25 protein-coding genes are annotated in these 23,844 nt (G+C 69.4%); 14 read left to right on the plus strand and 11 right to left on the minus strand.

Annotated elements, in window-relative coordinates:
- Position 1 precedes the first annotated feature (1 nt).
- Genes ACFV9C_RS40185 through ACFV9C_RS40195 form a run of 3 tightly spaced genes read left to right on the plus strand, consistent with a single transcriptional unit; the run spans position 2 to position 3,143 of the window.
- The gene (locus ACFV9C_RS40185) at positions 2-1,111 is read left to right on the plus strand and encodes a sugar ABC transporter substrate-binding protein (RefSeq protein ID WP_380202447.1); all 1,110 of its coding nucleotides are present in this window, start codon (positions 2-4) and stop codon (positions 1,109-1,111) included.
- Positions 1,108-1,866 (plus strand): ATP-binding cassette domain-containing protein, encoded by a 759-nt coding sequence (locus tag ACFV9C_RS40190; protein WP_380202449.1) that lies wholly within the window; start codon positions 1,108-1,110, stop codon positions 1,864-1,866. The genes ACFV9C_RS40185 and ACFV9C_RS40190 overlap by 4 nt, the downstream gene beginning before the upstream one ends.
- Positions 1,863-3,143, plus strand: a complete 1,281-nt coding sequence (locus tag ACFV9C_RS40195) for a sugar ABC transporter permease (RefSeq protein WP_380202451.1) — start codon at positions 1,863-1,865, stop codon at positions 3,141-3,143. Before ACFV9C_RS40190 ends, ACFV9C_RS40195 begins: the two co-directional genes overlap by 4 nt.
- A gap of 14 nt (positions 3,144-3,157) precedes the next feature.
- Here ACFV9C_RS40195 and ACFV9C_RS40200 read toward each other — a convergent pair whose 3' ends face one another.
- From ACFV9C_RS40200 to ACFV9C_RS40225, 6 genes are all read right to left on the minus strand, one after another.
- On the minus strand, positions 3,158-3,508 hold the full coding sequence (locus ACFV9C_RS40200) for a response regulator (protein WP_380202453.1): 351 nt from the start codon (positions 3,506-3,508) through the stop codon (positions 3,158-3,160).
- A gap of 49 nt (positions 3,509-3,557) precedes the next feature.
- Entirely contained in the window at positions 3,558-4,934 is a 1,377-nt protein-coding gene (locus ACFV9C_RS40205; RefSeq protein WP_380202456.1) for a CHASE3 domain-containing protein, read from the minus strand.
- Positions 4,934-5,587 (minus strand): response regulator, encoded by a 654-nt coding sequence (locus tag ACFV9C_RS40210; protein WP_380202458.1) that lies wholly within the window; start codon positions 5,585-5,587, stop codon positions 4,934-4,936. Before ACFV9C_RS40210 ends, ACFV9C_RS40205 begins: the two co-directional genes overlap by 1 nt.
- A 49-nt stretch (positions 5,588-5,636) precedes the next feature.
- Positions 5,637-6,530, minus strand: coding sequence for a hypothetical protein (locus ACFV9C_RS40215; protein ID WP_380202460.1), 894 nt, complete (start codon positions 6,528-6,530; stop codon positions 5,637-5,639).
- Between the two features lie 42 nt (positions 6,531-6,572).
- Complete coding sequence (locus tag ACFV9C_RS40220) at positions 6,573-7,628, minus strand: alpha/beta hydrolase (protein ID WP_380202462.1); 1,056 nt, start codon at positions 7,626-7,628, stop codon at positions 6,573-6,575.
- Between the two features lie 83 nt (positions 7,629-7,711).
- Positions 7,712-8,629, minus strand: coding sequence for a hypothetical protein (locus ACFV9C_RS40225; RefSeq protein WP_380202464.1), 918 nt, complete (start codon positions 8,627-8,629; stop codon positions 7,712-7,714).
- 132 nt (positions 8,630-8,761) lie between these two features.
- Here ACFV9C_RS40225 and pafA point away from each other — a divergent pair, with 132 nt between their 5' ends.
- From pafA to ACFV9C_RS40240, 3 genes are all read left to right on the plus strand, one after another.
- Complete coding sequence (pafA, locus tag ACFV9C_RS40230; protein ID WP_380202466.1) at positions 8,762-10,123, plus strand: Pup--protein ligase; 1,362 nt, start codon at positions 8,762-8,764, stop codon at positions 10,121-10,123.
- 51 nt (positions 10,124-10,174) lie between these two features.
- On the plus strand, positions 10,175-11,440 hold the full coding sequence (locus ACFV9C_RS40235) for a GNAT family N-acetyltransferase (protein ID WP_380202468.1): 1,266 nt from the start codon (positions 10,175-10,177) through the stop codon (positions 11,438-11,440).
- A 143-nt stretch (positions 11,441-11,583) separates the two neighbouring features.
- Complete coding sequence (locus ACFV9C_RS40240) at positions 11,584-12,555, plus strand: FKBP-type peptidyl-prolyl cis-trans isomerase (protein ID WP_380202470.1); 972 nt, start codon at positions 11,584-11,586, stop codon at positions 12,553-12,555.
- Between the two features lie 50 nt (positions 12,556-12,605).
- Here the strand turns inward: ACFV9C_RS40240 and ACFV9C_RS40245 are convergent, their stop codons facing one another.
- Positions 12,606-13,103, minus strand: a complete 498-nt coding sequence (locus tag ACFV9C_RS40245) for a hypothetical protein (RefSeq protein ID WP_380202472.1) — start codon at positions 13,101-13,103, stop codon at positions 12,606-12,608.
- Positions 13,104-13,179: 76 nt separating this feature from the next.
- Entirely contained in the window at positions 13,180-14,262 is a 1,083-nt protein-coding gene (locus ACFV9C_RS40250) for a DUF3866 family protein (protein ID WP_380202474.1), read from the minus strand.
- A gap of 87 nt (positions 14,263-14,349) precedes the next feature.
- Here ACFV9C_RS40250 and ACFV9C_RS40255 point away from each other — a divergent pair, with 87 nt between their 5' ends.
- Together ACFV9C_RS40255 and ACFV9C_RS40260 are read left to right on the plus strand one after the other, a co-directional pair.
- On the plus strand, positions 14,350-15,306 hold the full coding sequence (locus ACFV9C_RS40255) for a helix-turn-helix transcriptional regulator (RefSeq protein WP_380202476.1): 957 nt from the start codon (positions 14,350-14,352) through the stop codon (positions 15,304-15,306).
- Positions 15,303-16,274: a helix-turn-helix transcriptional regulator gene (locus tag ACFV9C_RS40260; protein WP_380202478.1), complete on the plus strand. Its 972-nt coding sequence runs from the start codon at positions 15,303-15,305 to the stop codon at positions 16,272-16,274. The genes ACFV9C_RS40255 and ACFV9C_RS40260 overlap by 4 nt, the downstream gene beginning before the upstream one ends.
- Before the next feature lie 25 nt (positions 16,275-16,299).
- Here the strand turns inward: ACFV9C_RS40260 and ACFV9C_RS40265 are convergent, their stop codons facing one another.
- Positions 16,300-17,490 carry a winged helix DNA-binding domain-containing protein gene (locus ACFV9C_RS40265; protein WP_380202480.1) on the minus strand — a complete coding sequence of 397 codons (1,191 nt, stop codon included), beginning with the start codon at positions 17,488-17,490 and terminating at the stop codon, positions 16,300-16,302.
- Positions 17,491-17,618: 128 nt separating this feature from the next.
- On the opposite strand from ACFV9C_RS40265, the gene ACFV9C_RS40270 reads away from it, so the two are divergent.
- The 5 genes from ACFV9C_RS40270 (at position 17,619) to ACFV9C_RS40290 (ending at position 20,800) form a co-directional block, all read left to right on the plus strand.
- Positions 17,619-17,810 (plus strand): hypothetical protein, encoded by a 192-nt coding sequence (locus ACFV9C_RS40270; protein ID WP_380202482.1) that lies wholly within the window; start codon positions 17,619-17,621, stop codon positions 17,808-17,810.
- Positions 17,811-17,865: 55 nt separating this feature from the next.
- A complete protein-coding gene (locus ACFV9C_RS40275; RefSeq protein ID WP_380202484.1) occupies positions 17,866-18,150 on the plus strand; it encodes a twin-arginine translocase TatA/TatE family subunit in 285 nt (94 codons plus the stop codon).
- A gap of 85 nt (positions 18,151-18,235) precedes the next feature.
- Complete coding sequence (gene tatC, locus ACFV9C_RS40280; protein WP_380202485.1) at positions 18,236-18,991, plus strand: twin-arginine translocase subunit TatC; 756 nt, start codon at positions 18,236-18,238, stop codon at positions 18,989-18,991.
- 3 nt (positions 18,992-18,994) lie between these two features.
- A complete protein-coding gene (locus tag ACFV9C_RS40285; protein WP_380202486.1) occupies positions 18,995-19,867 on the plus strand; it encodes a diacylglycerol/lipid kinase family protein in 873 nt (290 codons plus the stop codon).
- A 99-nt stretch (positions 19,868-19,966) separates the two neighbouring features.
- Positions 19,967-20,800 (plus strand): chitosanase, encoded by an 834-nt coding sequence (locus ACFV9C_RS40290; RefSeq protein WP_380202488.1) that lies wholly within the window; start codon positions 19,967-19,969, stop codon positions 20,798-20,800.
- 60 nt (positions 20,801-20,860) lie between these two features.
- Here ACFV9C_RS40290 and ACFV9C_RS40295 read toward each other — a convergent pair whose 3' ends face one another.
- The gene (locus ACFV9C_RS40295) at positions 20,861-21,316 is read right to left on the minus strand and encodes a MarR family winged helix-turn-helix transcriptional regulator (protein WP_380202490.1); all 456 of its coding nucleotides are present in this window, start codon (positions 21,314-21,316) and stop codon (positions 20,861-20,863) included.
- Positions 21,317-21,387: 71 nt separating this feature from the next.
- On the opposite strand from ACFV9C_RS40295, the gene ACFV9C_RS40300 reads away from it, so the two are divergent.
- The gene (locus ACFV9C_RS40300; protein WP_380202492.1) at positions 21,388-22,278 is read left to right on the plus strand and encodes an alpha/beta hydrolase; all 891 of its coding nucleotides are present in this window, start codon (positions 21,388-21,390) and stop codon (positions 22,276-22,278) included.
- Here the strand turns inward: ACFV9C_RS40300 and ACFV9C_RS40305 are convergent.
- Positions 22,241-23,701: a carboxylesterase/lipase family protein gene (locus tag ACFV9C_RS40305; RefSeq protein WP_380202494.1), complete on the minus strand. Its 1,461-nt coding sequence runs from the start codon at positions 23,699-23,701 to the stop codon at positions 22,241-22,243. The genes ACFV9C_RS40300 and ACFV9C_RS40305 overlap by 38 nt on opposite strands.
- Positions 23,702-23,844 lie beyond the last annotated feature (143 nt).

Genomic DNA, 23,844 nt, shown 5'->3' on the forward strand with positions numbered 1-23,844 from the left:
CATGCGAACATTATCCAGAGCTGTCGCGCTGACCGGGACCACCGTGGTACTGCTGGCCGGCCTTGTTGCCTGTGGCAACAGCAACAACAATTCGTCCTCGAGCGGCGGTACGTCGGCGCCGCCGGCGAACGCGAAGGTCGGCGTCCTGCTGCCGGACACCGCGACCTCGCCCCGCTGGGTGTCGGCGGACCCGAACGAGCTGCGCAAGCAGTGCACCGACAACAAGCTGACCTGCTACATCGACAACGCCAACGGCAGCGCGACGAACATGGAGTCGCAGGCCCAGGCGCTGATCAACAAGGGCGTCGGCGTGCTGCTGGTGACGAACCTGGACTCCGGCTCCGGCAAGGCGATCGAGTCGCTGGCCAAGCAGCACAACGTCGTCACGATCGACTACGACCGGCTGACGGCCGGCGGCTCCGCGGCGTACTACGTCTCGTTCGACGGTGTGAAGGTCGGCGAGGAGCAGGGTACGGCGCTGACCGCCTGCCCGCAGGTGGCGGGCAAGAGCGCGGTCGGGTACGTCGAGATCGACGGCGCGCCGACCGACAACAACGCGACGCTGTTCGCGGAGGGCTACAACTCGGTGCTGTCCAAGCAGAAGGGCTGGACGAAGCTCGGCGACCAGACCGGCAACTGGGATCCGGCGACCGCGCAGGCGGTGTTCACCACGATGCTCGGCAAGAACCCGAACCTCGGCGCGGTGATGGTCGCGAACGACACCATGGCGCAGTCGGTGATCAACGTGCTGAAGTCGCAGAACCTGTCCGGCAAGGTGGCGGTGTCCGGTCAGGACGCGACCGCGGGCGGCCTGGACAACGTGATGTCCGGCACCCAGTGCTTCACGATCTACAAGCCGGTCGCCGGTGAGGCGGACGTGGCGATCAAGCTGGCGGGCCAGATCCTGGCCGGCCAGAAGCCGACCGCGCCGGCCACGATCAAGGACCCGGCGAGCGGCCGTCAGGTCCCGTCGTACCTGGCGACGCCGACCGTGATCACGAAGAAGAACGTGGCGCTGCCGGTGACGGACGGGTACGTGCCGGCGAAGTCGGTCTGCCCGACGCCCGCGCTGGTGCAGCTGTGCGCCCAGAACGGGATCCACACCCCGTGAGAACCCTGGAACTGCACGGCATCGGCAAGTCGTTCGGCCCGGTGATGGCGCTGACGTCGGTGGACTTCGGCGCCGAGGCCGGGGAGGTGACCGCCCTGGTCGGGGACAACGGCGCGGGCAAGTCAACGCTGGTGAAGTGCATCGGCGGCATCTACCGGATCGACGAGGGCGAGATCCTGGTCGACGGTACGGCGCAGCAGCTGCACGAGCCGCGGGACGCCGCCCATCTGGGCATCGAGATCGTCCACCAGGACCTGGCGCTCTGTGACAACCTCGATGTCGTCGGCAACATGTTCCTCGGCCGCGAGCGGATCAGCCGGCTGCACACGCTGGACGAGAACTCGATGGAGCAGCTGGCCGCGCAGACGCTGGCGTCGCTGTCGGTCCGGACGGTGCGTTCGGTCCGGCAGAAGGTGGCCAGCCTGTCCGGTGGCCAGCGGCAGACGGTGGCGATCGCGAAGTCGGTGCTGTGGAGTTCGAAGATCGTCATCCTGGACGAGCCGACCGCGGCCCTCGGCGTCGCGCAGACCGAGCAGGTGCTGGAGCTGGTCCGGCGGCTCGCGGACCGCGGCGTGGCGGTCGTGCTGGTGTCGCACAACATGAACGACGTGATGCAGGTGGCGGACTCGATCGCGGTGCTGTTCCTGGGCCGGATGGCGACTCAGGTACGGCGTTCGGACGTGACGCAGACGCAGGTCGTCGAGCTGATCACGTCCGGCCGATCGGGTGACCTGGGACTGGCGGGAGCCGTATGAACACGGTGGTTGCCGACACACCACGGCACGACGACAAGGCGCCGCGGCACCGGGAGGCTGCCGCGCTGAGCTCCTACCTGCGCGACTACCTGGCCCGGCTGCGCGGCGGCGAGCTCGGGTCCGCGCCGGCGATCGTCGGGCTGATCGTGATCACGGCGTTCTTCGCGATCGTCCACCAGGGCTTCCTGAGCGCGTACAACCTGGAGGCGCTGGTGATCCAGGCCGCGCCGATCATCGTGATGGCGATGGGCCTGGTGTTCGTGCTGCTGCTCGGTGAGATCGACCTGTCGGCCGGGACGACCGGTGGTCTGTGCTCGGCGATCACGGCGGTGCTGATGCTGCGGCACGGGTGGTACTGGTGGCTGGCGATCCTGGCCGGGCTCGCGGTCGGGCTGGTGATCGGGTTCGTGATGGGCTGGTTGCGGGCGAGGGCGGGGATCCCGTCGTTCGTGATCACGCTGGCGACGTTCCTGGCGTTCCAGGGCCTGACGCTGATCCTGATCGGCGGCCAGGGCTCGGTGACGCTGCCGGCCGGTACGCCGTTGATCTCGCTGGAGAACAGCTTCGTGCCGCTGTGGCTCGGCTGGGTCCTGCTCGGCGTGTTCGTGCTCGGGTACGCCGCGGTGAAGCTGATCGACGCGCAGTCGCGGCGGCGGAACGGTCTGTCCGCGACGCCGGTGGTGGTGATCGCCGCGAAGGTGATCGGCGTGGCCGTCCTCGGCGTCGCGTTCACCTACGAGATGGGCATCAACCGGAACCTGGTCAGCAACGCGTTCTTCAGCAACAAGGCGCAGGGCGAGCCGTGGGTCGTCGTACTGCTGGCGGTGCTGTTCGTGGTCTGGCACTTCACGCTCAGCCGGACGCGGTACGGGCGGCACGTGTACGCCGTCGGCGGCAACGAGGAGGCGTCCCGGCGCGGCGGCGTCGCGGTCTCCCGGATCCGGATCTCGGTGTTCGTGCTGTGCTCCGGGATGGCGGCGATCTCGGGCCTGGTCGCGGCGTCGCTGCTGCAGTCCGTGCAGTCGAACGCGGGCGCCGGGAACACGCTGCTGCTCGCGGTCGGCGCGGCGGTGATCGGCGGTACGTCGTTGTTCGGCGGCCGTGGGCGGATGATCGACGCGATCCTCGGCGGTCTCGTGGTGGCGGTGATCATCAACGGGATGAGCGACCTGATCCAGGGCTCGAACTCGTCCGGGTACGAGTGGGTCGTGACCGGCGCGGTCCTGCTGCTGGCGGCCGGGTTCGACGCCGTCGTACGGCGTGGCCGAACAGCATGATGGAGACGGCGTGATCAGCTGCTGAGCAGGCGGCGGATCGCGCCGGCCGAGAGGCTGGTCTTGGCGACGAACCCGATCGCCGGGCTGGCCGCGATCAGCTCCGCGTAGTCCTGCTCGGCGTGGCTGGAGATCAGGATCATCGGCGCGGACTCGCCGGCCGCGCGCAGCCGGGCGATCAGGTCGAACCCGCTCTCGCCGCCGAGGTCGATGTCGACCAGTACGACGTCCGGGCGGAGCTGCCCGATCAGTCCGGTGGCCTCGGCGGTCGTGGTCGCGGTACCGACGACCGCGACGCCCTCGCGGACCAGCAGTCGGTGAGCCGCGTCCAGGAAGCGCCGGCTGTCGTCGACGATCACGCACCGCATGGCACCAGGATCGCAGGGCCGGACCGCGGCGGCATCCCTGCTGCCTGTACTACACCGGCAGTGTCGCGGTGAGCGTAGTGCCTTTACCTGAAGGGCTTTCGACTTTCAGCGTGCCGTCGAGCGTCGCGATCCGGTCGGCGAGTCCGACCAGACCGGAACCCTTCGCCGGGTCCGCGCCGCCCCGGCCGTCGTCGCGGACCGAGAGCCGCAGCCGGTCCTGTTCGAGCCGTACGTCGACCACCGCGGCGGACGCGTCCGCGTGCTTGGCGGCGTTCGTCAGCGCCTCGGAGACCACGTAGTACGCCGCGGCCTCGACCGGTTCGGGGAGCCGGGCCGGTACGTCGACCGTGACCTCGACCGGGAGCTTCGAGCGGCGGGCCAGCATCCGGACCGCCGGGGCGATCCCGCCCTGGGTGAGGATCGCCGGATGGATGCCGCGGGCAATCTCCCGGAGCTCGTCCAGGGCGGCCGCCAGGCCGTTGGCGATGCCATCGAGTTCGGCGGCCGCGCCGTCCGCCTGCAGGGCGCGGACGTCGAGGGTGAGCGAGACCAGCCGCTGCTGGATGCCGTCGTGCAGGTCGCGCTCGATCCGCCGCCTGGTCTCGTCGGCGGACCGGACGATCCGGGCCCGGGACGCCTCCAGGTCGGCGCTCGCCCGGCCGAGGGAGGCCGCCATCGTGTTGAAGGTCCGCTCCAGCGTGTGGATCTCGCCGACGCCCGTCTCCGGGACCCGGACGGCGAGGTCGCCCGCGGCCAGCCGGTTCGCCATCTCGGCGGTGACCCGGACCGGCCGGACGATCGCGCGGGTCAGGTACATGGTGAACCCGAGCACCAGGAGGACGGAGCCGGCCAGCCCCTCGACCGCCGCCACCACCGCGCGGTCCGCGATCGTGTCCGTCTTCTGCTGCTGAGTTGTGGACAGCTGCTGTTCGGACGTGATCAGCGCGTCGAGCACCGAACGGATCGCGCTGACCCGTTGGGTGCCTTCGGCAATGGCTGCCGCGGTCCGCGCCGAGTCCGGGTCCTTCTGGGCCGCCTCGATCTGCGGGAGCGAGTAGCCCTGCAGGTACGACGTGATCATGCGCCCGGCCGTCTGTACACGGGCGAGCTCGTCAGGGGTGCCGGCTACCAACTGCTGCAGGTCCTTGGTCTGGGCAGGCAGCGCCTCGGCCGCCTGTTCCCATGGCTGCAGGAACCGCTTCTGACCGGTGATGACGAAATCACGTTGCCCTGCAGCCAGATCGGACACCAGCCGCTCCACCTGGTGCGCGCTGGTCAGGACTGCGGACGTGTGCTGCGCCTGGTGCTCCGACGTACGCAGACCCTGAACAGACACCAGCAGTACGACGAAGCCGGAGCCGACCAGCACCATCAGCAGGCCGCTGGCGATCACCACCCGTCCGGCAACACCGGCGTGGCGGTTCATCAGCGACCGTCCAGGTACCTCAGGACGGCCAGGACGCGACGGTGGTCGTCAGTGGTCTCCGGAAGGTCCAGCTTGGTCAGGATGCTGCGGACGTGTTTCTCCACGGTGCCTTCGGTGACCCAGAGCCGGCGGGCCACCCCGGCGTTCGAGCGGCCTTGTGCGACGAGCGAGAGCACCTCCCGCTCGCGCTCGCTCAGCACGGCCAGCGGATCATTGCGGTGCTGGGCGTCGACCAGCTCCTGCACCAACGCCGGGTCGACGACGGACCCGCCGCGGGCAACGCGGCGGAGGCTCTCCAGGAACTCCTCGACGTCGGTCACACGGCTCTTCAAGAGGTAACCCACGCCGTGTCCCGCGGCCATGAGTTGCAGGGCGTGCTCGACCTCGACGTGCGCGGACAGCAGTACGACGGCGGTGTCCGGGCGCTCGCGGCGGATCACGTCCGCCGCGTCCAGTCCTTCGGTGAGGTGCTCCGGGGGCATGCGGATGTCCACCACGACCAGGTCCGGCCCGTGCCGGCGTACCAGCTCCAGCAGCTCCGGGCCGTCGCCCGCCGTACCGAGGACCGCGAACCCGGAGCGCTCGAGCAGGCTGGCAAGTCCCTCGCGCAGCAGGACGTCGTCGTCAGCAATAGCCACTCGGGTCCGGGTCACGGTCTACCCCTTGGTTGCCTGGTGGTTCCAGTGTCACCAGGCACTCAAGTCACTCTCCGTACAGCAATGCGTCCGCTTCTGTGCTCGACGGGTAGTAGCGGAAGTACGCCTTGTCCTCGGGGGCCGCCAGCTGGCCGCCGACCTGGCCGAGGCCCTTGATGACGGTGGCCGCGCCGTTGGCGTGGCTCACGGCGTACAGGTACCCGACCCTGGTGTCCTTGTCGATCGCCAGCAGCAGGGTGCTCTGCTTGCCGCACCTCTCCGCGACGAGGGTCTCGAACTTCTGCCAGGTCGCCGTACGCACCTTCTTGACCACAGGGGCACCGCTAGACGGGATGCGAATCGTGTAGAGCGCCCCGCCGCGCGTGTTGGCCAGGAACGTGTCGTACGTCCGCGTCTGACTGAGCAGGGCCATCGTCTTGACGGCCGAGAACCCGGTGTATGTCGCCTTGTTGCGCCAGACGGACCCCTCCACTGTCCAGCGCGTGATGACGTTGCCTTCCAACGCGTACGTGTGGTTCGCCGAGTTCTCGAAGTACGTCTGGTGGATCCAGCCGCCGCCCACCTTCGTCTTCTCGAAAGACGTCGGGTCGAGCTGGCCGGTTGTCACGTCCGTGACGTAACGGAATCGGTAGACGTCGTTGACGATCGTTAGGTACCCGCTGTTCGCCATGCCCGACGGCGGGTCCGGTTCCCAGCCGACCGACGACGCGAGTCGTACCTGGTCCACCGGGAACAGCGCCTTCGGCCCCACATGGGGCGCCCCGACCGTCACCGGTGTGGTCGCCGTGATCCGCTGGAACTTGTGGTCGCCCTGCACGGTCACAGTGCCCAGGGTCATCGAACAGGCAGCTGTTGCCTGCTCAGTGGTGGCTTGTGCGGGCACAGGTACCAGCGCCGCCACCGTCATCACCGCCCCCACGGCGATCGCCGTTCTGGCCATCCGGCCTCCTTCGGAGAGTCGTGTCACCCACCTCGATGCACGTCAGCGCCGAAAGGTTGGGCCGAAGAATCCGCGGACCAGGCGCCGTACTTCGGGGACGCCGCAGGAGGACGAGCCGATCAGCTTGGCGCGTTGAGCCGCGGTCATCAGGCCGGCTGACTGCAGCTGGGGTGCCAGCGCCGCGTAGTCGCTCCAGATCCAGTGGTTGGCGTTCGACAGTTCGACCCGGCGTACCGGACCGCCCTGGGCCATCACTGCGGACCAGCTGCGGTCGAAACGGGCGTCGCGGAAGCCATCGGTCCCGGCCAGCAGCAAGGGCTTCTTGGCGATGTCGTAGAGCTCGCCTTCGAGTGTGTCGAGATAGCCCTCCAGGTTGACGGCTGCACGCACCTTTGGATGTGCCAACGACACCGCGGCGGTCGCACCGCCGGCCGAGTGCCCGTACACGCCGACAGGCTCGTCCAGCTGGTCCAGGACGAAGCGCATGTCCGCGAAGCGCGTGTCCATCATCAACCGCGACTGCACTGGGTCCGTTTGAACGTCAGGGCTGATCTCGATGACCCGTAGGCGTCCGTCCGGGAAGACGACCTCGCTGGCTTCACCAGGGTGGTCCATGGTCATCACGACGTACCCGTGGCTCGCCAGGTCCTCGGCCAGTGACGTGCCGACGGTCCGTGGGTCCGCACCGGCCGGGCTGTAGAGCAGGGTCGGGCGCCGGCCGGGCCGAGCGGGCGCGTCGACGTACGAGTGCGTCAGAGTGGCGGCCCAGTCCACACCGCTCGCGGGGAGCTCTGGATGCAGTACGCCGGCGTCCAGCTGCTTGAACACGTCAGCCGCGGCAGGGGCGAGCTGTGGAGCGCGTTGACATCCACGTACGCCGGTTGCCGGGTAGAAGACGGTCAACACGATCTCGCGGGTGGGCGAGCCGTTCCACGGATCGGAACGCGTCCGGTCGGTCAGCGCGCGGGTCGTCGTACCGACAGGCCACGGGCCGGTCGGTACGGGGAGGCGCAGGATGCGGTCGGTGGCCGCGGACGCCGTCTGGATCCCTGTCAGCGAAGCGCCGGCGACCGAAGCGAGAAATGTACGTCGTCTCATGCCTCCGACGCTGTCAGTCGCCGACCGGGCACGTCAGTAGCCGTCAGGGCATCTCCACCCGGACTTCCAGCCCCGGGTGGAGGTCAGGCCCCGGTGAGGACGGTGCCGCCGGCGTAGTAGCGGAAGTAGGAGTCGGCCGCAGGGAAGGTGGCCGGAACCTTGCCAAGGCCCTTGATGACGGTGGCCGCACCGTCCGCGTGGCCGACGGCGTACAAGTAGCCGGTGCCGGTGTCCTTGTCGATTCCGAGCAGCAGCGTCCCGTAGTTGCCGCACTTCTCCGCGATGAGCGTTTCGAACCCCTGCCACGTCGACGTGCGGACCTTGGTCACCACCGCCTTGCCGGACCCTGTGGGGACCTTGACGGTGTAGAGGGCACCGCCCTTGGTGGTCGCGAGGAACGTGTCGTACGTGCTGCCCTGACCGATCAGCACCATCGTCTTGACAGCACCGAAGCCGGCGAAGGTCGTGTAGTACTTCCAGCCGTCCGGCGTCACAGTCCACCGAGCGATCAGCCCGTCGGTGAACTGGTTGATCAGCGAGTAGACGTTCGAGCGCTCGATTCCTCCGGGAGCGGCATGGCTCAGCTCGACGTACTTGTGCAGGTCGTCCCAGCCCCCACCGATCAGGGTCTGCTTCAGAGTCCGCGGTACGACGGCTGTGCCGCTCGCGTCGGCGAAATAGCTCGTCGCGTACATCCGGACGCCGAGCACGACCAGACCTTCGCGCTGCTCGAGGCCGTCCCACGGCTGGAACGAAGTCCGCACGGCGGTCGGCAGGCGCGCCTGGCCGTCCGGGTACAGGTCCTTCGGCCCCACCGTGCGCGCACTTGCTGACGGCGCAGCGGTGATGGTCTGGACCGTGTGGTCGCCACCGGTGGTGACGGAGCCGAGCCGCAGCGAGCAGGCCGCGGTGGTGGTGGCCGGTGCGGCGTGGGCCGGAGAGGCGGCGAGGCCGGCGGCGAGCAGCGCCCCGGCGGCGAGCGTTCGCCCGTATCTGATCATCTGAACACCTTTCGTCACACGTCTCGATGCGGGCGGTCGCAGCATTGTTGCGGGCATCAAAGGGGTAACGGGGGACGACGGCGCGCCTGGGACAGCACCCGGTTGTCGGAGGGGCGCCGTAGTGTGGGTGATGTGAACCGGCGAATCTTCGGTCTCGAGAACGAGTACGGCGTCACCTGTACGTTCCGCGGGCAGCGGCGACTGACCCCGGACGAGGTCGCGCGGTACCTCTTCCGGCGCGTCGTGTCCTGGGGACGGAGCAGCAACGTCTTCCTCCGCAACGGCGCCCGGCTGTACCTAGACGTGGGCTCGCACCCGGAGTACGCGACCGGCGAGTGCGACTCGGTCACCGACCTGATCGCACACGACAAGGCCGGTGAGCGGATCCTCGAGGGCCTGCTGGTGGACGCGCAGAAGCGGCTGCACGACGAGGGCATCTTCGGCGACGTCTACCTGTTCAAGAACAACACCGACTCGGCCGGCAACAGCTACGGCTGCCACGAGAACTACCTGGTCTCCCGGCACGGCGACTTCGCCAAGCTCGCCGACGTGCTGATCCCGTTCCTGGTCACCCGGCAGCTGATCTGCGGTGCCGGCAAGGTGCTGCAGACGCCGCGCGGCGCGGTGTACTCGGTGTCCCAGCGCGCCGAGCACATCTGGGAGGGCGTGTCGTCCGCGACCACCCGGTCCCGGCCGATCATCAACACCCGCGACGAGCCGCACGCGGACGCCGAACGGTTCCGCCGGCTGCACGTGATCGTCGGCGACTCGAACATGTCCGAGACCACCATGCTGCTCAAGGTGGCCAGCACCGACCTGGTGCTGCGGATGATCGAGGCCGGCATCGTGATGCGCGACCTGACCCTGGACAACCCGATCCGGGCGATCCGCGAGATCAGCCACGACATGACCGGCCGCCGCGAGGTCCGGCTGGCGAACGGCCGCGAGGCGAGCGCCCTCGACATCCAGACGGAGTACCTGACCAAGGCGCGGGACTTCGTCGACCGCCGCGAGCTGGGGACGCCGGACGTGGAGCGGGCGCTGTCTCTGTGGGAGCGGACGCTGAAGGCGATCGAGTCCGGCGACCTGTCCGGGATCGAGCGCGAGATCGACTGGGTGATCAAGTACCGGCTGATCGAGCGCTACCGTTCGCAGAACAACCTCGGCCTGGCGAGCCCGCGGGTCGCGCAGCTCGACCTGGCGTACCACGACATCCACCGGCCGCGCGGGCTGTACTACCTGCTCGAGCGCCGGGGCGCGGTCACCCGGGTCGTCGACGACCTTCGGGTGTTCGAGGCCAAGTCGGTGCCGCCGCAGACCACGCGGGCCCGGCTGCGCGGCGAGTTCATCAAGCGCGCCCAGGAGCGGCGCCGCGACTTCACCGTCGACTGGGTGCACCTGAAGCTGAACGACCAGGCCCAGCGGACGGTGCTGTGCAAGGACCCGTTCAAGTCCCACGACGAGCGAGTCGAAAAGCTCATCGCCAGCATGTAGGTCCCGGCTAAATGCCGTGCCAGGTCGTCGTGCGCTGCTTAGAAAGAGCGCATGACGATCGAGGTGCGGCCGATCACGGCCGATGAAGCGACCGAGTACTTGCGTGTTCTGCCGTACGTGAACGGCTTTCCGCAGGAGGAGCCGGAGCCGTCGGCCTGGTACGCCGGGAGTGCCGCCTGGCCGCCGCAGGTCCCGAAGACAGCTGCTGACCTGGAGCGGTACGCCGAGGAGCTGCAGGCGGACTGGTTCCGCCCGCAGGCCGCGTTCGTGGACGGGAAGATCGCGGGCGGGTCGGCGATCGTCTCGGTCCAGTTGACCGTTCCGGGCGGCCGGCAGGTGGCCCTGGGCGGCGTGACCTCGACGGCCGTGCTGCCGACGTACCGGCGGCGCGGGTTGTTGCGGAAGATCATGGCCGCGATGCTGGACGACTGCCGCGAGCGCGGTGAGTTCCTGGCGGGGCTGAGCGCCAGCGAGGGGACCATCTACGGGCGGTACGGGTTCTCGCCGGCCACGTTCCAGCACCGGTGGGAGGTACGGCGTACCGACGCGGCGTTCCGCGACGACTTCACGGATCCCGGTCAGCTCGAACTGGTCGATGCCGGAACGGCAGCTGAGGTGTGGCCGGTGCTGCACGAGCAGGTGCGGGCCGAACGCGTGGGGGAGATCAGCCCGCTGCCAGGCAAGTGGGACGGGCTGGACGGGCTGCCCGCGGACGGCTCCGGCCCGGCGCACCACCTCGTCCATCGGGACGTGTCCGGTGCGGTCGATGGCGCCGCGATCTTCCGGCTGCCGTGGTCGCCGGACCCGGCGCAGGCCGGCGTACTGCGGGTGGAGGCGTTCGAGGCGTTGACGGCTGACGCTTACCGAGCGCTGTGGGGCCTGTTGCTCGACTTCGACCTGACCAAGCGGGTCGTGGCCGCGCGCAGACCGGTGGACGAGCCGCTGCGGTGGATGCTGACGAACCCGCGGGCGCTCAAGCTCACCCGTACCCGGGACAACCTGTGGCTGCGGATTCTCGACGTACCGGCTGCTCTCGAGGCACGTACGTACGCCGCGAGCGCCGCGTTGGTGCTGGCGGTGGAGTCGGGGCGATGGCTGTTGGACGCGGGGCCGGACGGTGCCAGTTGTACGGCGACCGACCGGGCCGCGGACCTCACGCTCGGCGTGAACGAACTGGGCTCGCTGTACCTGGGCGGCGTACGGGCGAGTGAGTTCGCCTACTCGCGCCGTGTCGTCGAGCACACACCGGGAGCCGTGTCCCGGCTGGACGCGATGCTGCGCCCGGATCGCGCCCCGCACAACGCCGTGGGTTTCTGACCGCTGTGACTGTGTGTGGTGTGACGCAATGGTGACTCGGGCGGCTGCGCTTCCGGTTGAATCCGCAAGCTAGGGTGGTCGGCGTCGTTGACCGGAGGCAATCGGCGCACACTCGCGCCGGGATGGTTCGAGGTGCTGGTTTCGTGCGCAAGCTGTTGAGTCTGGTCGTTGTCGCGGCGCTGGGGTCGTCCCTGGTGGCGTGCGGATCGGACAAGAAGAACGATTTCGACGCCGCCGGATTCAAGGTGACCTCGGACTTCGGGCAGAAGCCGACCATCACGCACCGCGAGGGTGACCCCGACAAGCAGCTGGTCACCGAGGTCCTCAAGCAGGGCGACGGCCCCGAGGTGAAGAAGGGCGAGCTGCTCACCGCGAACTACCTCGGCCAGATCTGGCGGGACGGCAAGGTCTTCGACAACTCCTACGACCGCGGCGCGCCGTCGTCGTTCCCGATCGGCGTGGGCAGCGTCATCGGCGGCTGGGACGAGGGCCTGGTCGGCAAGAAGATCGGCAGCCGGGTGCTGCTCTCGGTCCCGTCCGACAAGGGCTACAAGTCCACGGGCAACTCGCAGGCCGGCATCACCGGCACCGACACGCTGATCTTCATCGTCGACCTGGTCGGCGCGGCCGGCAACGACACCCCGCTGAACGCCGCACCGGTGACCCCGTCGACGCCGACGAAGATCAGCGTCACCGGCGCCCTGGACGCCGAGCCGAAGGTCACCGTCGCGCCCGGCACCAAGCCGCCGGCGAAGCCCGGCAAGCCGATCGTGTTCGCGCTCGGCAAGGGCAAGCCGATCGAGAAGTCCAGCCAGATCATCGGCCGCTACGTGGTGTACGACTACACCGGCAAGAAGCAGGCCAGCACCTGGGACGCGCAGCCGGCGACCGCGCAGAGCGCCGCGCAGCCGGCCGCGCCGACCGACCAGCTCCAGGTCGGTCCGGGTCCGAACGGTCAGACCGGCGCCCTGGACGGGCTGGCCGGCGTCCCGGTCGGCAGCCGCGTGCTGGTCGAACTCCCGGCCTCGAAGGACCAGGCCGGCAAGATGGTCAACGCCTTTGCCGTGATCGACATCCTCAACTCGTTCCCCGCCGCGAAGTCGACCGGACAGTAAGCGCATCCTGAAGGACCGGCTCCCTGTGTGGGAGCCGGTCCTTTGGCGTTTCAGTGGGTACGGCGGACCGCGCGGCGGCTGAACCAGCGGTTCGCGTCGGGGTGGAAGCTGAGCAGGATCGCCGTGATCACCGCGGTGAGGTGCACACAACGAACGGCGCCGAACGCGATGAACGAGGCCGACCAGTGCAGCGTTCCGAAGTCGCCGTTGTGCAGCAGCCAGCCGATCGGTCCGACCACCAGCGACGCGATGCCGACCGTGCCGAGGAGACCGGTCAGCAGCCAGCGCGACCAGCCGACCCCGGGCTGGAAGTAGCGGTCGATGACGACGAACAGGCCGCCGTACACGACGGCCCGGAAGGCGATCTGCATCAGCAGGCCGAGCAGTGGGGCGCCGTCGACGACAGCGCCGGCGACACCGAGGACCGACTCGGCGACACCGGCACCGACAGCGGCGAGCCACAGCGCGGTCGCTCCCCGGACGGCGAGCGGCGGCTGCGGCCGGGCGACGTCGTGGATCGTGAGGTGGCGGTGCTTGGTGCTGTTCATACCACCACTGTCGCGGCGGACGGCCTCCCGATCAGGAGTGCTGCGACCCCAGCCCGGGTAGACCTGGATCCACTGCTCAGCTACGTGCAGGCACGTCCACCAGCCCGGCGGCGTGGCGTCCGGCGGCGGCAGCGGCCTCGAAGTACGCACGGTCCTCGTCCAGACCGCGGCCCATCGTCGACAGCTTCACTGGCGCGGCCTGCATCGCCTCGTACAGCCCGTCGACGCCTACGCGGACCACGTGGTGTCTAGCCTTCAAAGGCTCGGCCGCGTCGCGTACGGCGTCCCCGAAGTCGCCGTCCAGATCCGGTACGACGACATCGGCCGGCTGGAGCGCTACCCGGCCGTACGCGGTCAGGCTGTGGTGGGAGATGCCACGGTGTCGCGGCCGCGGGTCTGCCTCGGAGATGCGCAGTGAAGCGACTGCGCGGCCGCCCAGCGTGCCTACGGCGTTCACGGCCTCGCCTGATTGCACACCGGAGAAGCCCCAACGCGTACCTGTCCCCAGGTTGCCGGGGCCTTGCGTGATGACGACCAACTCAGCTGCCAGCACCTGTACGGCGGTCAGGAGCCCGGTGTGGACCGTTACGGCCTCACGGTCTCCGCCGTACGCCTGGCCGACCGTCACGGTGCCGCTGAGCCAGCCCGCGTCCCGTAGCGTCGCGACGTTCCGGGAGAACGCCAGGGGGAGCGCACCGCCGTCTGTCATCACGTACACGACCCGTGTGGTCGGCCGCACCTCGTAGACCCCGGCCAGCACTGCCGGTAGTGCGGAGTGCAGGTCGGCGACCACTACCGGCGTACCAAAGAGGTCGTCCGCGTCCCGTAGTACGTCGTGGTCGGGGGAGTCCTGCTCGTCGGCGCCCATCACCATGGCCTGCAGCGGTGTGTAGCGCGCCTTCACCAGGTGGCCGTGCTCCGGCGGGTCCTCCGGGAGCCTGTCCGGTACGGCGACCACCAGGGCGTAGCCACCCGTACCCAGGCCGCGGTCCAGCGCGCCCACGTTCAACAGCACGCGGTCGCCCACAACCGGCGTACCAACGAGCTCCGGGTACGCCAACGCGCGCACGGCCTGTTCTCCGACCGTCACACTCAGCTCCAGCGCCCCGGCCCAGCTCTTCCCAACCCGTGAGACCACACCGTCCCGCCAACGAATCACACGAAGGACCCTACTGGGTCGAACCGGTGTTCGAAGTTTCGGTGCGGTCAGGCGGGCTTTGGACGCCTGAGGCCGTAAGGTGGTCGGGTGTCGGCGCGGAAGAGTGAGCGACTGCTCAACGTGGTCATCTGCCTCCTGGTCGCGCGCACCTATGTGACCAAGGAGCGGATCCGCGAGGTCGTCGAGGGGTACGCGGGGCAGACCGACGACGCCTTCGAGAAGATGTTCGAGCGGGACAAGGACGAGCTGCGCGACCTCGGCATCCCGATCGAGATGGGCACGATCGACAAGTTCTTCTCCGACGACGTCGGGTACCGGATCCGCCGCGACGTGTTCGAGCTCCCCGAGGTGCACCTGGAGCCGGACGAGGCGGCCGTGCTGGGGGTCGCCGCCCGGGTCTGGCAGCACGCCGGCCTGTCCGAGGCGACCACGTCCGCGGTGCTGAAGCTCAAGGCGGCCGGCATCCAGACCGACCAGTCGGCGCTGAGCGCGATCGAGCCGCACGTCGGCGCGTCCGAGCCGGCGTTCGACCCGCTGTGGGCGGCCGTGGTGGCGCGGCAGGCGGTCCGGTTCCAGCACCTGCGCAGCGGCGCGTCCGAGCCGACCACGCGCACCCTCGAACCGTGGGGGATCGTCTCGTGGCACGGCCGCTGGTACGTCGTCGGCCGCGACCGCGACCGGCAGGCGACCAGGATGTTCCGGATGTCGCGGATCGGCGGCGCGGTGAAGACGGTCGGCCAGCCCGGCGCGTTCACTGTGCCGGCCGGGACGGATCTGCGCTCGCTGGTGACCGAACTGGCCCCGCCGCGGCCGACCTCCGAGGCGAAAGTGCGGGCGCGGACCGGCTCCTGCGTGAGCCTGCGGCGCCGCGCGAACGCCATCGAGGCGTACGAGGAGGGCTGGGACCTGCTGCACGTCCCGTACGCCGACTCGTCGGTGCTGGCCGAGGAGATCGCGTCGTACGGCACGGACGCGGTCGTGGAGGGCCCGGGCAACGTACTGGACGGCGTCCTGTGGCGGTTGCGGACGGTGGCGGCCGGATGAGCAGCGCGCGTGACCAGGTGCAGCGGCTGCTGGCGTTGGTGCCGTACCTGCAGGAGAACGACGGGGCCCGCGTCGACGACGTCGCCAAGGAGTTCGGTGTCCGGCCGAAGCAGATCATCGCGGATCTGAAGGTGCTGTGGTTCTGCGGGCTGCCCGGTGCGCAGATGGGCGACCTGATCGAGATCGACATCGAGGCGGCTGAGGGCGACGGCGTCATCCACATCAACAACGCCGACTACCTGGCCCGCCCGCTGCGGCTGGCCGCGGACGAGGCGCTCGCACTGCTGACCGCGCTCCGCACCCTGCGGGAGGTCACGGCCGGCCCGGACCGGGACGCCGTCGACCGGGCGATCGCGAAGCTGGAACGCGCCGCCGGTGAGGCGGCCGCCGCGAGCGAGGGCGCCGCGGCGCACGTCCACGTCGAGCCGGCCGCGCCGGAGATCGCCGAGACCGTCAACCGCGGCCTCGCGACCAAGCGCCGCCTGCACCTGACGTACGACGTACCGTCGCGCGACGAGACGACCGAGCGGGACGTGGACCCGATGCGGCTGGTGGTGTCCGAGGGCCGCACGTACCTCGAGGCCTGGTGCCGCCTGGCCGAGGACGTCCGGCTGTTCCGTCTCGACCGGATCGCGGACGTCAAACTCCTCGACCTCCCGAGCGAACCGCCGCCCGAGGCGACCCCGCGCGACCTGTCGAACGGCATGTTCCAGCCCTCCGAACAGGACCTCCTGGCGACCCTCCGCCTGGCCCCGCCCGCCCGCTGGGTCGCGGAGTACTACCCGAACGAGTCCGTCGAAGAAGGCCCGGAGAACTCCCTCATCGTCAAGCTCCGCGTCGCCGATACCAACTGGCTGCAACGCCTGGTCCTCCGCCTCGGCGGCGCCGCCACGGTCCTCGACCCGCCCGACCTCACCACCCAGATCGCCGCCACCGCCCGCGACGCCCTCTCGGCCTACGACATCTAGCCGCTCCCACCAGGCAGCGTCGTGGTTAGGTCTTGCTGAGCTGCTTCTCCAAGGGGGAGCGGAAGCGGGGCGTGACGCGGACCCCGGCCAGCCAGGTGGTCCAGCGGTTCGCCTCGGTCTCGACGAGCGTGGTGACGTCGGCGCCGACGTCCTCGAGCAGTTCGTACCGGACCTCACCCGACTCCGGCTGACCCCAGCCGCCGATGATGCGGCCGTCGGACCAGATTGTCGGGCCGATGTTGCCGGTGGTGTCGAACAGCTTCGACTTGTGCGGGCCGAGGAACCAGTCGCGTTCCTTCCAGCCCATCGGCGTCGGGTCCAGACCGGGCAGGAACGCGACCCACGGATCGACCGCGGCCTCGGGCTCCTCGTCACCGGGCAGCACGTACCCAACCTGGCCGTCCAGCTCCACCTCGACGGCCTCCACAGCAGCCAGCACCTTACGGGTCTGCCCGAGCGTCCATCCGGCGTACCACTGCAGGTCAGCCGCAGTACCAGGACCGAACGAGGTCAGCCACGCCCGCGCAAGCGTCGTACGTGCCTCCTCTGCCGGCGGCTTGTCGCCGAGCCCACCCGGCAGCCAGTCCGCGGACGGTGACCACTGATGCTGGCCGCTCAGCCAGGTCCCGATCGGGCGGCCGCGGACGATTCGGCCGTCGGCGGAGAGTTGGAACAGGACGCGGCTCGTCACGTACGGCTGGGCGGCGTACGACTTGCCGGCCGCCATGCTCAGCCGGGTCCGCAGCCGCGGCTCGTCGGCGGACAGTTCCTGCGCGGTCGCGGACCCCCGCAGCGCCAGCGCGGTCGCCGTGGACTCCTCGACGGCCGCGAGCCAGCGCCCACAGCTCTCCGCGTCCTCGGCGACCCCGGCCTCGGCCAGGTGCTTGACCAGCAGTTTCCGCTGTTTCACCGCGATGTCGTCCGTACACGCGGCCTGGACGACCGGAGCGAACGGTGTCGGTACGACGAACACGGTCCGGCGCATGCCCAGCATCCGGATCAGCGCCCGATCGTCGTACAGAGCACGCTCCGTGCCCGCGACCTCACTCCCTGGCACCCGCGCGGCCACGCTCAGGTGCACGGTGGCCGGGTCGGTCGCGTGCAGCGCGACCATCGACGCCGCCGCCTCGACCGCGTCCGCCGCCTGGCAGCCCGCGCCGAGCCGGTGCCGGCGCCCCAGCCGGGCCTGCCGCTCCGTCACCCCGATCCGCCTCATCCGCACCCTCTCAGCCCGTTGGAATCCCTGCGCGACACTCGGTTTTACCATCACGTTCCGACACCGTTGTCCGCGGAGACGCACCGCGGGTCGTGGGCCCCGGGCCGGAACCGGCTAGGCTCCTGGGTATGTACTGGTTCCTGCTCTTCGTCGCAGTGGTGGTGGTGTGGACGGTCGTCCTCGCCCTGCTCGCGCTGAAGCTGTGGCGCCAGGGCAAGGCACTGACGCGTGAGTTGGTCGCCGCCCAGTCCAAGCTGGAAGCTGCGCAGTCCACGGCCGGGTCTGGACAGACCCGTGATCGCTCAGCAGCCCCGGCGTAGTATTCGGCCACGAACTCAGGCTCGAGTCCCGAGTCGATGTGAAAGGGAGATCGACATGGCAGCACCGCTCCTCGGTATGCCCCAAGGCGCAGAGTGGCTCGTGATCCTCGCGATCGTCGTGCTGCTGTTCGGATCGGCGAAGCTGCCGCAGCTGGTCAAGCAGCTCGGCAAGTCGAAGAAGATCTGGGAAGACGAAGTCGGCCCGAAGAAGAACGACGCGGAGCTGACCGGAGAGGCCTCGCAGGCCCCGGCCCAGGTCCAGCAGCCGGTCCAGCAGGCGCAGGCGCAGCCGAACCAGACGCCTGGCGACGGCCTGCCGCCGACGCACACGGCGAACTGATCAGAACGTCTCACCTGTGTCAATGGTGAAGTTCGGGCGACGGAAGGCAAAAGAAGACCGCCGCCCGAAGGACCCAGAGGGTCGGATGACCCTGCGCGAACACATTGTCGAGCTCCGTAACCGGCTGCTCATCAGTGTGCTCGCGATCGTGGTGTGCACGGTCGCGGCCTGGTTCATCTACTACCAGGCGCTGGAGATCCTGAAGCACCCGTTCGAGGTCGCCGTCAAGCCGTTCGCGGAGAACCGCGGCCTGAAGCCGCAGCTCACCTTCCAGGGCGTCGGTGACCCGCTGACGTTCCGGATCAAGGTGTCCGCGCTGCTCGGCCTGGTCGTGGCCGGCCCGATCTGGTTGTTCCAGCTCTGGGCGTTCATCGCGCCGGGTCTGCACCGCAGCGAGAAGAAGTGGGCGTACCTGTTCGCCGCGATCGCCGCACCGCTGTTCGCGACCGGTATCGCGCTCGGCTACTGGACGCTGCCGAAAGGCATCCAGATCCTCCTGGGCTTCACCCCGGACCAGGTGCAGAACCTGATCGAGCTCGGTCACTACCTGGACTTCGTGATCCGGACGTTGCTGGTGTTCGGGATCGCGTTCCTGATCCCGCTGGTGGTCGTGCTGCTGAACATGGTCGGCGTGGTGCCGGCCGCCGCGCTGGCGAAGTTCCGGCCGTACATCATCCTGGTGATCTTCGTGTTCGCCGCGGTCGCGACGCCGTCCGGCGACCCGTTCACGATGTGCCTGCTGGCGATCCCGATGTGCCTGCTGTTCTTCGCGTCCGAGGTGATCGCCCGGATCAACGACAAACGCCGCAAGGTGCGCAACGACGAGTTGCTGGCGGACTAGGGGATGAGTCGGCGGATCGCGCTGGTGGTGAACCCCTCCAGCGGCCGGGGTCGTGGTGCGCGGATCGCACCCTCGGTGCGGGAGCGGCTGGCGGCGGCGGGGCTGACCGTCGACGTACACACCACCACGTGCGCCGACGACGTCGGGCGGATCGCCGCCGAGGTGGTCGCCTCCGGGGCGGACGCGGTCGCGCTGATCGGCGGCGACGGCACGATCCACCTCGGCGCGCAGGTGCTGGCCAACTCCGGGATGCCGTTCGGCGTCATCCCGGCCGGTACCGGCAACGACTTCGCCCGCGGCATCGGCGTACCGCTGGGTGATCCGGGCGCCGCGGCCGACCTGGTGATCGGCGGCCGGACCCGCGCGATCGACCTCGCGGTGGCCAAGGACGTGTTCATCACCACGGTCGTGGCCGGCGGCTTCGACTCCCTGGTGAACAAGCGCGCCAACGCGATGTCCTGGCCGAAGGGCAGCTCCCGCTACACGCTCGCCACCTTCGCCGAGCTCCGCACGTTCACCCCGCTCGAGTACGTCGTGACCATCGACGGCGATCCGATCGAGACCGCGGCGATGCTGGTCGCGGTCGGCACCGGGCCGACGTACGGCGGCGGGCTGCAGATCTGCGCCGGCGCCGAGATCGACGACGGGCTGCTGGACGTCACGATCATCAAGCCGGTCTCCCGGCTGACCCTGCTGCAGCTGTTCCCGAAGCTGTCCAAGGGCACCCACGTGGGGCACCCGGCGGTGCACGCGCTGCGCGGCCGTACGGTGCGGATCGAGGCGCCGGACATCACGGCGTACGCCGACGGTGAGCCGCTCGGGCCGCTGCCGGTGGAGGTCGGGATCGCGCCCGGCGCCCTCACCGTGTTCCACTGAGACGAAATCTCAAGGTTCCCAGGTATTCTCTTTCATGGTCTTCGTCTGATAGGAAAGCTTCCTAACAGTTCATTCCTCGGACGCCCCTCGGAGGACCCCATGGAAAACCGCCCCACCCGCCGGACCACGCTGCTGCTGGGTCTGTCGCTCGCCGCCGTACCGGCCGCCGGGCTCGCCGCCTCCCGCTACGCGTCGCCCGCCGACGCCGCGGTACAGGTGAAGGCGACCGGTCTGGACGATCCCGCGAAGAAGGAGATCGCGATGGAGATCGTCTGCAGCGCGGAGAACTCGTCGCTGGACTGGAAGGCGCAGTACAAGTACATCGAGGACATCGACGACGGCCGCGGGTACACCGCGGGCATCATCGGGTTCTGCTCGGGTACCGGCGACATGCTCGACCTGGTCGAGCTGTACTCGAGCCGGAAGCCGGGCAACGTGCTGGAGAAGTACCTGCCCGCGCTGCGCAAGGTGAACGGCAGCGCCTCGCACAAGGGCCTCGACCCGAACTTCACCAGGGACTGGAAGACCGCCGCGAAGGACTCGGCCTTCCAGAACTGCCAGAACGACGAGCGCGACCGGGTGTACTTCAACCCGGCCGTCAAGCAGGGCAAGTCCGACGGGATCGGCACGCTCGGGCAGTTCTGCTACTACGACGCGATCGTGATGCACGGCGACGGCGACGACCCGACCAGCTTCGGCGGCATTCGCAAGCGCGCGCTCAGCCACGCGAAGCCGCCGTCGCAGGGCGGGAACGAGACGACGTACCTGAACGCGTTCCTGGACGCGCGCGTCTGGGCGATGAAGCAGGAGGAGGCGCACAGCGACACCAGCCGCGTCGACACCGCGCAGCGGGTCTGGCTGAAGAAGGGCAACCTCGCGCTGAACACCCCGCTGGACTGGAAGGTGTACGGCGACCCGTACCACATCAGCTAGTCACCCACCGGACCGCAGCCGGGCTCTCATCGGACCACCAGGGAAGAGAGCCCGGCTGCGTCATGTCTCGGCCCGATCGGTACGTGGATCGACCTCGGCGCGCTGGCGGAGCATGGAGAGGTTGGTGGCGAGCTGCTCCAGGACCGGGGCCGGCAGCACCGAGCCGAGCCAGATCTGGAGCTCCGCCTCGACCGTCGGCGTCGCGGCCTCGAGTACCTGCCGGCCTTCGGTGGTGAGTTCGAGCAGGGAGGAGCGGCGATCGGAGGGGTTCGCCGTACGCCGGATGCGCCCGGCCGCCTCGAGCCGGTCGACCGCCTTGCTGGTCGCGCCGACGGTGATCGCCACCTCGCGGGCCAGATCGAACACCCGGGCGGTGTCCCGGGACGCGATGTACCGCAGGAACTCGAACTGGCCCAGCGGCAGGCTGTGCTCCGCCTTCAGCCGGGTGTCGAGGGCGTTGTAGATCCGGGTTTCCAGGCGCACCAGGTCCGTGAACAATGCTGTGAGATCAGTCACGGAATTAGATTCCTCGGAATGTAGTTGGAGAGAACTATATTCCTCGGAATCTATCACTGGGAGACGGACCGATGAGCGCTGAAGAACGTGAAGCAGCACGCGGGATGATGCAGAAGGGTGTGGTCGGGCGGTCGCCGGAGGAGCAGCGGGCCGAGTTCGACGAGCTGTTCGCGAGCCGCCCGCTGGGCGACGACGTCCAGCTGACCGAGCGGACGCTGGGCGGCGTACCGGCCCTCGACGTCCGCGTCGACGGTGCCGACCGGGCCGGCGTGATCCTGTACCTGCACGGCGGCGGCTACGTGATCGGATCGGCTCGTACGGGCGCGAACCTGGCCGCGCCGTTGTCCCGCCGGAGCGGCGTCCCGGCGGTCTCGCTGGAGTACCGCCTGGCGCCCGAGCATCCGTTCCCGGCCGGGATCCACGACGCGCTGGCGGCGTACCGCGAGCTGGTCGAGGGCGGGCAGCCGGTCGTCGTCGCCGGTGACTCGGCCGGTGGCGGTCTGGCGCTGGGGATGCTGATCGCGGCCCGTGCGGAAGGGCTGCCGCAACCGGCCGGCGCGGTGCTGTTCTCGCCGTGGACGGATGTGGCGCTGACCGGGCCGAGCATCGACAACCGGGGCGACTACGATCCGCTGTTCAGCCGCGCCAACATGGCGGAGAGCGCTGCGCTCTACCTCGGCGGCGCCGACCCGCGCAACGAGCTCGCGAGCCCGGTCCTCGCCGACCTGAAGGGCCTGCCGCCGCTGCTGGTGCAGGTCGGTACGGCGGAGGTCCTGCTCGACGACGCACTCCGCCTGGTGGCCCGCGCCGCGGAGCAGGAGGTCGACGTCAGCCTCGACGTGATCGCCGGCGCACCCCACGTGTTCCAGTACTTCGCCGGCTTCCTGCCCGAAGCCGACGAAGCCCTCGATCACGCGGCGACGTTCATCGCGACCAGAATCCGCAGTGGTGCTGCGAACTGAGGTCGATCGGCGCCGGGCGGCCGAGCTGGAGCGCCTGAGTGGTCTCGCCGCCACGGAAACGCGGCCACTGCGGCAGTCCTGTTCCGTTGGGGTTGCCGGAGCGGGCGAAGTTCGTCCAGTACTTCACCATCTGCTGTGACAGCTCCGCCTGCCGAGGGGTGAACGTGACACCGGCGTCGAACAGGTACGGGACTTCCGACCCGTGGTACGCGCCCGCCGTGTACCCGGGCGGGAACCCGATGACGTCCGGCGCGGTCCGATCCGCGAACGAGAACGAGTACACATCGGTGAAGCGGGACATCGTCGTACTGCTGCGCAAGGCCGGGCAGACCCACCCGCGGTCGGTCGTGACCGCGTTCCACGCCGCGATCCCGGTGCGCTTGTACTCCCGCTCCACCGCCTCAGCCCGGCCGCCGAAGCTCTTCACGAGATTCGCCCGGTACGACGCTGCCGTCATCGAGCCGTCCACCTCGTAGAGCCACCCGAAGAAGCCCTGCTCGTCCCGAGTGTTGCCCTCCATCACCGGGACGTGGTTGAACAGCCCCGTCTTCAGGGCCGTCCGCGGGTCGAGCGGGAGCAGCGCCGTACCGGTGCCGGCCTGGGTGAAGTCGCCCATCTGCTGGAGCTTCAACGGGTCTGCCTTGCGCAGGCACTCGAGGTCGGCGCAACCGATCTTCAACGCGGCGGTCCTGCCCTCGGCGGCGAGCCGGCTCCGCGGCGCCCACCACTGCTTCGCCGGGTTGTCCGGGGAGTTGCCGTTGACCGGGAAGTTCGTCTCGCACGAGCCGCTCTCGATGATCGCGCGGTCCAGCAACGGACCGGCGCCGGGCGAGGTGAGTTGCGCGCAGGTCGAGAGCCCACCGGCGGACTCGCCGAGTACGGTCACGTTGCCCGGGTCGCCGCCGAACGCGCGGGCGTTCCGCCGCACCCAGCGCAGCGCGGCCTGCTGGTCGGCGAGCCCGTACGTTCCGGAGTCGGGCAGGCCCGGGTATCCGAGGAAGCCGAACGTCGCGAGCCGGTAGTTAATCGTGACCACGACGACGTCACCGGTCTCGGCGAGCCGGCGGCCGTCGTACTCGCTGCCGTTCCCGCTGTTCCAGCCGCCGCCGTGGATCCAGAACATCACCGGCCGCGGCCTGCCCGCGGTGCCGGGGGTCGTGACGTTGAGGTAGAGGCAGTCCTCGGACGAGCCCGGCGCGAGCGCCGTACCTGTCTCGTTGAGCTGCGCGCACGCGGCGCCGGGCCTGCTCCCGTCGCGGATCCCGCTCCACGCCGCAGCCGGCCGCGGCATCGTCCAGCGGCGCTCGCCGGTCGGCGGGGCGGCGTACGGAATGCCCTCGTAGACCTGCGAACCGCCTTTCACGACACCGCGAACGGCGCCCTTGTCGGTCTGCACGACGGGCGGCGCCGCACTCGATGGCACGGCACCCATGGTGAGCAGCCCTGCGATGACGACTGCCAAGCTTCGAACACGAAATGTGGTCACCTCGCCACCGTAGGAAGTCCACCTGGCTACCCGGATCAACCTTTGGTATCTGGCCGGGCACCGATGGGTTTGTCCCAGGT

The organism is Kribbella sp. NPDC059898, from assembly GCF_042730855.1.
GTDB lineage: Bacteria > Actinomycetota > Actinomycetes > Propionibacteriales > Kribbellaceae > Kribbella.

Coding starts and splice junctions, on each gene's coding strand:
- ACFV9C_RS40185 (WP_380202447.1), top strand. CDS start 2: ATGCGAACATTATCCAGAGCTGTCGCGCTGACCGGGACCACCGTGGTA.
- ACFV9C_RS40195 (WP_380202451.1), top strand. CDS start 1,863: ATGAACACGGTGGTTGCCGACACACCACGGCACGACGACAAGGCGCCG.
- ACFV9C_RS40200 (WP_380202453.1), bottom strand. CDS start 3,508: ATGCGGTGCGTGATCGTCGACGACAGCCGGCGCTTCCTGGACGCGGCT.
- ACFV9C_RS40205 (WP_380202456.1), bottom strand. CDS start 4,934: ATGAACCGCCACGCCGGTGTTGCCGGACGGGTGGTGATCGCCAGCGGC.
- ACFV9C_RS40215 (WP_380202460.1), bottom strand. CDS start 6,530: ATGGCCAGAACGGCGATCGCCGTGGGGGCGGTGATGACGGTGGCGGCG.
- ACFV9C_RS40220 (WP_380202462.1), bottom strand. CDS start 7,628: ATGAGACGACGTACATTTCTCGCTTCGGTCGCCGGCGCTTCGCTGACA.
- ACFV9C_RS40225 (WP_380202464.1), bottom strand. CDS start 8,629: ATGATCAGATACGGGCGAACGCTCGCCGCCGGGGCGCTGCTCGCCGCC.
- ACFV9C_RS40235 (WP_380202468.1), top strand. CDS start 10,175: ATGACGATCGAGGTGCGGCCGATCACGGCCGATGAAGCGACCGAGTAC.
- ACFV9C_RS40245 (WP_380202472.1), bottom strand. CDS start 13,103: ATGAACAGCACCAAGCACCGCCACCTCACGATCCACGACGTCGCCCGG.
- ACFV9C_RS40260 (WP_380202478.1), top strand. CDS start 15,303: ATGAGCAGCGCGCGTGACCAGGTGCAGCGGCTGCTGGCGTTGGTGCCG.
- ACFV9C_RS40265 (WP_380202480.1), bottom strand. CDS start 17,490: ATGAGGCGGATCGGGGTGACGGAGCGGCAGGCCCGGCTGGGGCGCCGG.
- ACFV9C_RS40270 (WP_380202482.1), top strand. CDS start 17,619: ATGTACTGGTTCCTGCTCTTCGTCGCAGTGGTGGTGGTGTGGACGGTC.
- ACFV9C_RS40275 (WP_380202484.1), top strand. CDS start 17,866: ATGGCAGCACCGCTCCTCGGTATGCCCCAAGGCGCAGAGTGGCTCGTG.
- tatC (WP_380202485.1), top strand. CDS start 18,236: ATGACCCTGCGCGAACACATTGTCGAGCTCCGTAACCGGCTGCTCATC.
- ACFV9C_RS40285 (WP_380202486.1), top strand. CDS start 18,995: ATGAGTCGGCGGATCGCGCTGGTGGTGAACCCCTCCAGCGGCCGGGGT.
- ACFV9C_RS40290 (WP_380202488.1), top strand. CDS start 19,967: ATGGAAAACCGCCCCACCCGCCGGACCACGCTGCTGCTGGGTCTGTCG.
- ACFV9C_RS40300 (WP_380202492.1), top strand. CDS start 21,388: ATGAGCGCTGAAGAACGTGAAGCAGCACGCGGGATGATGCAGAAGGGT.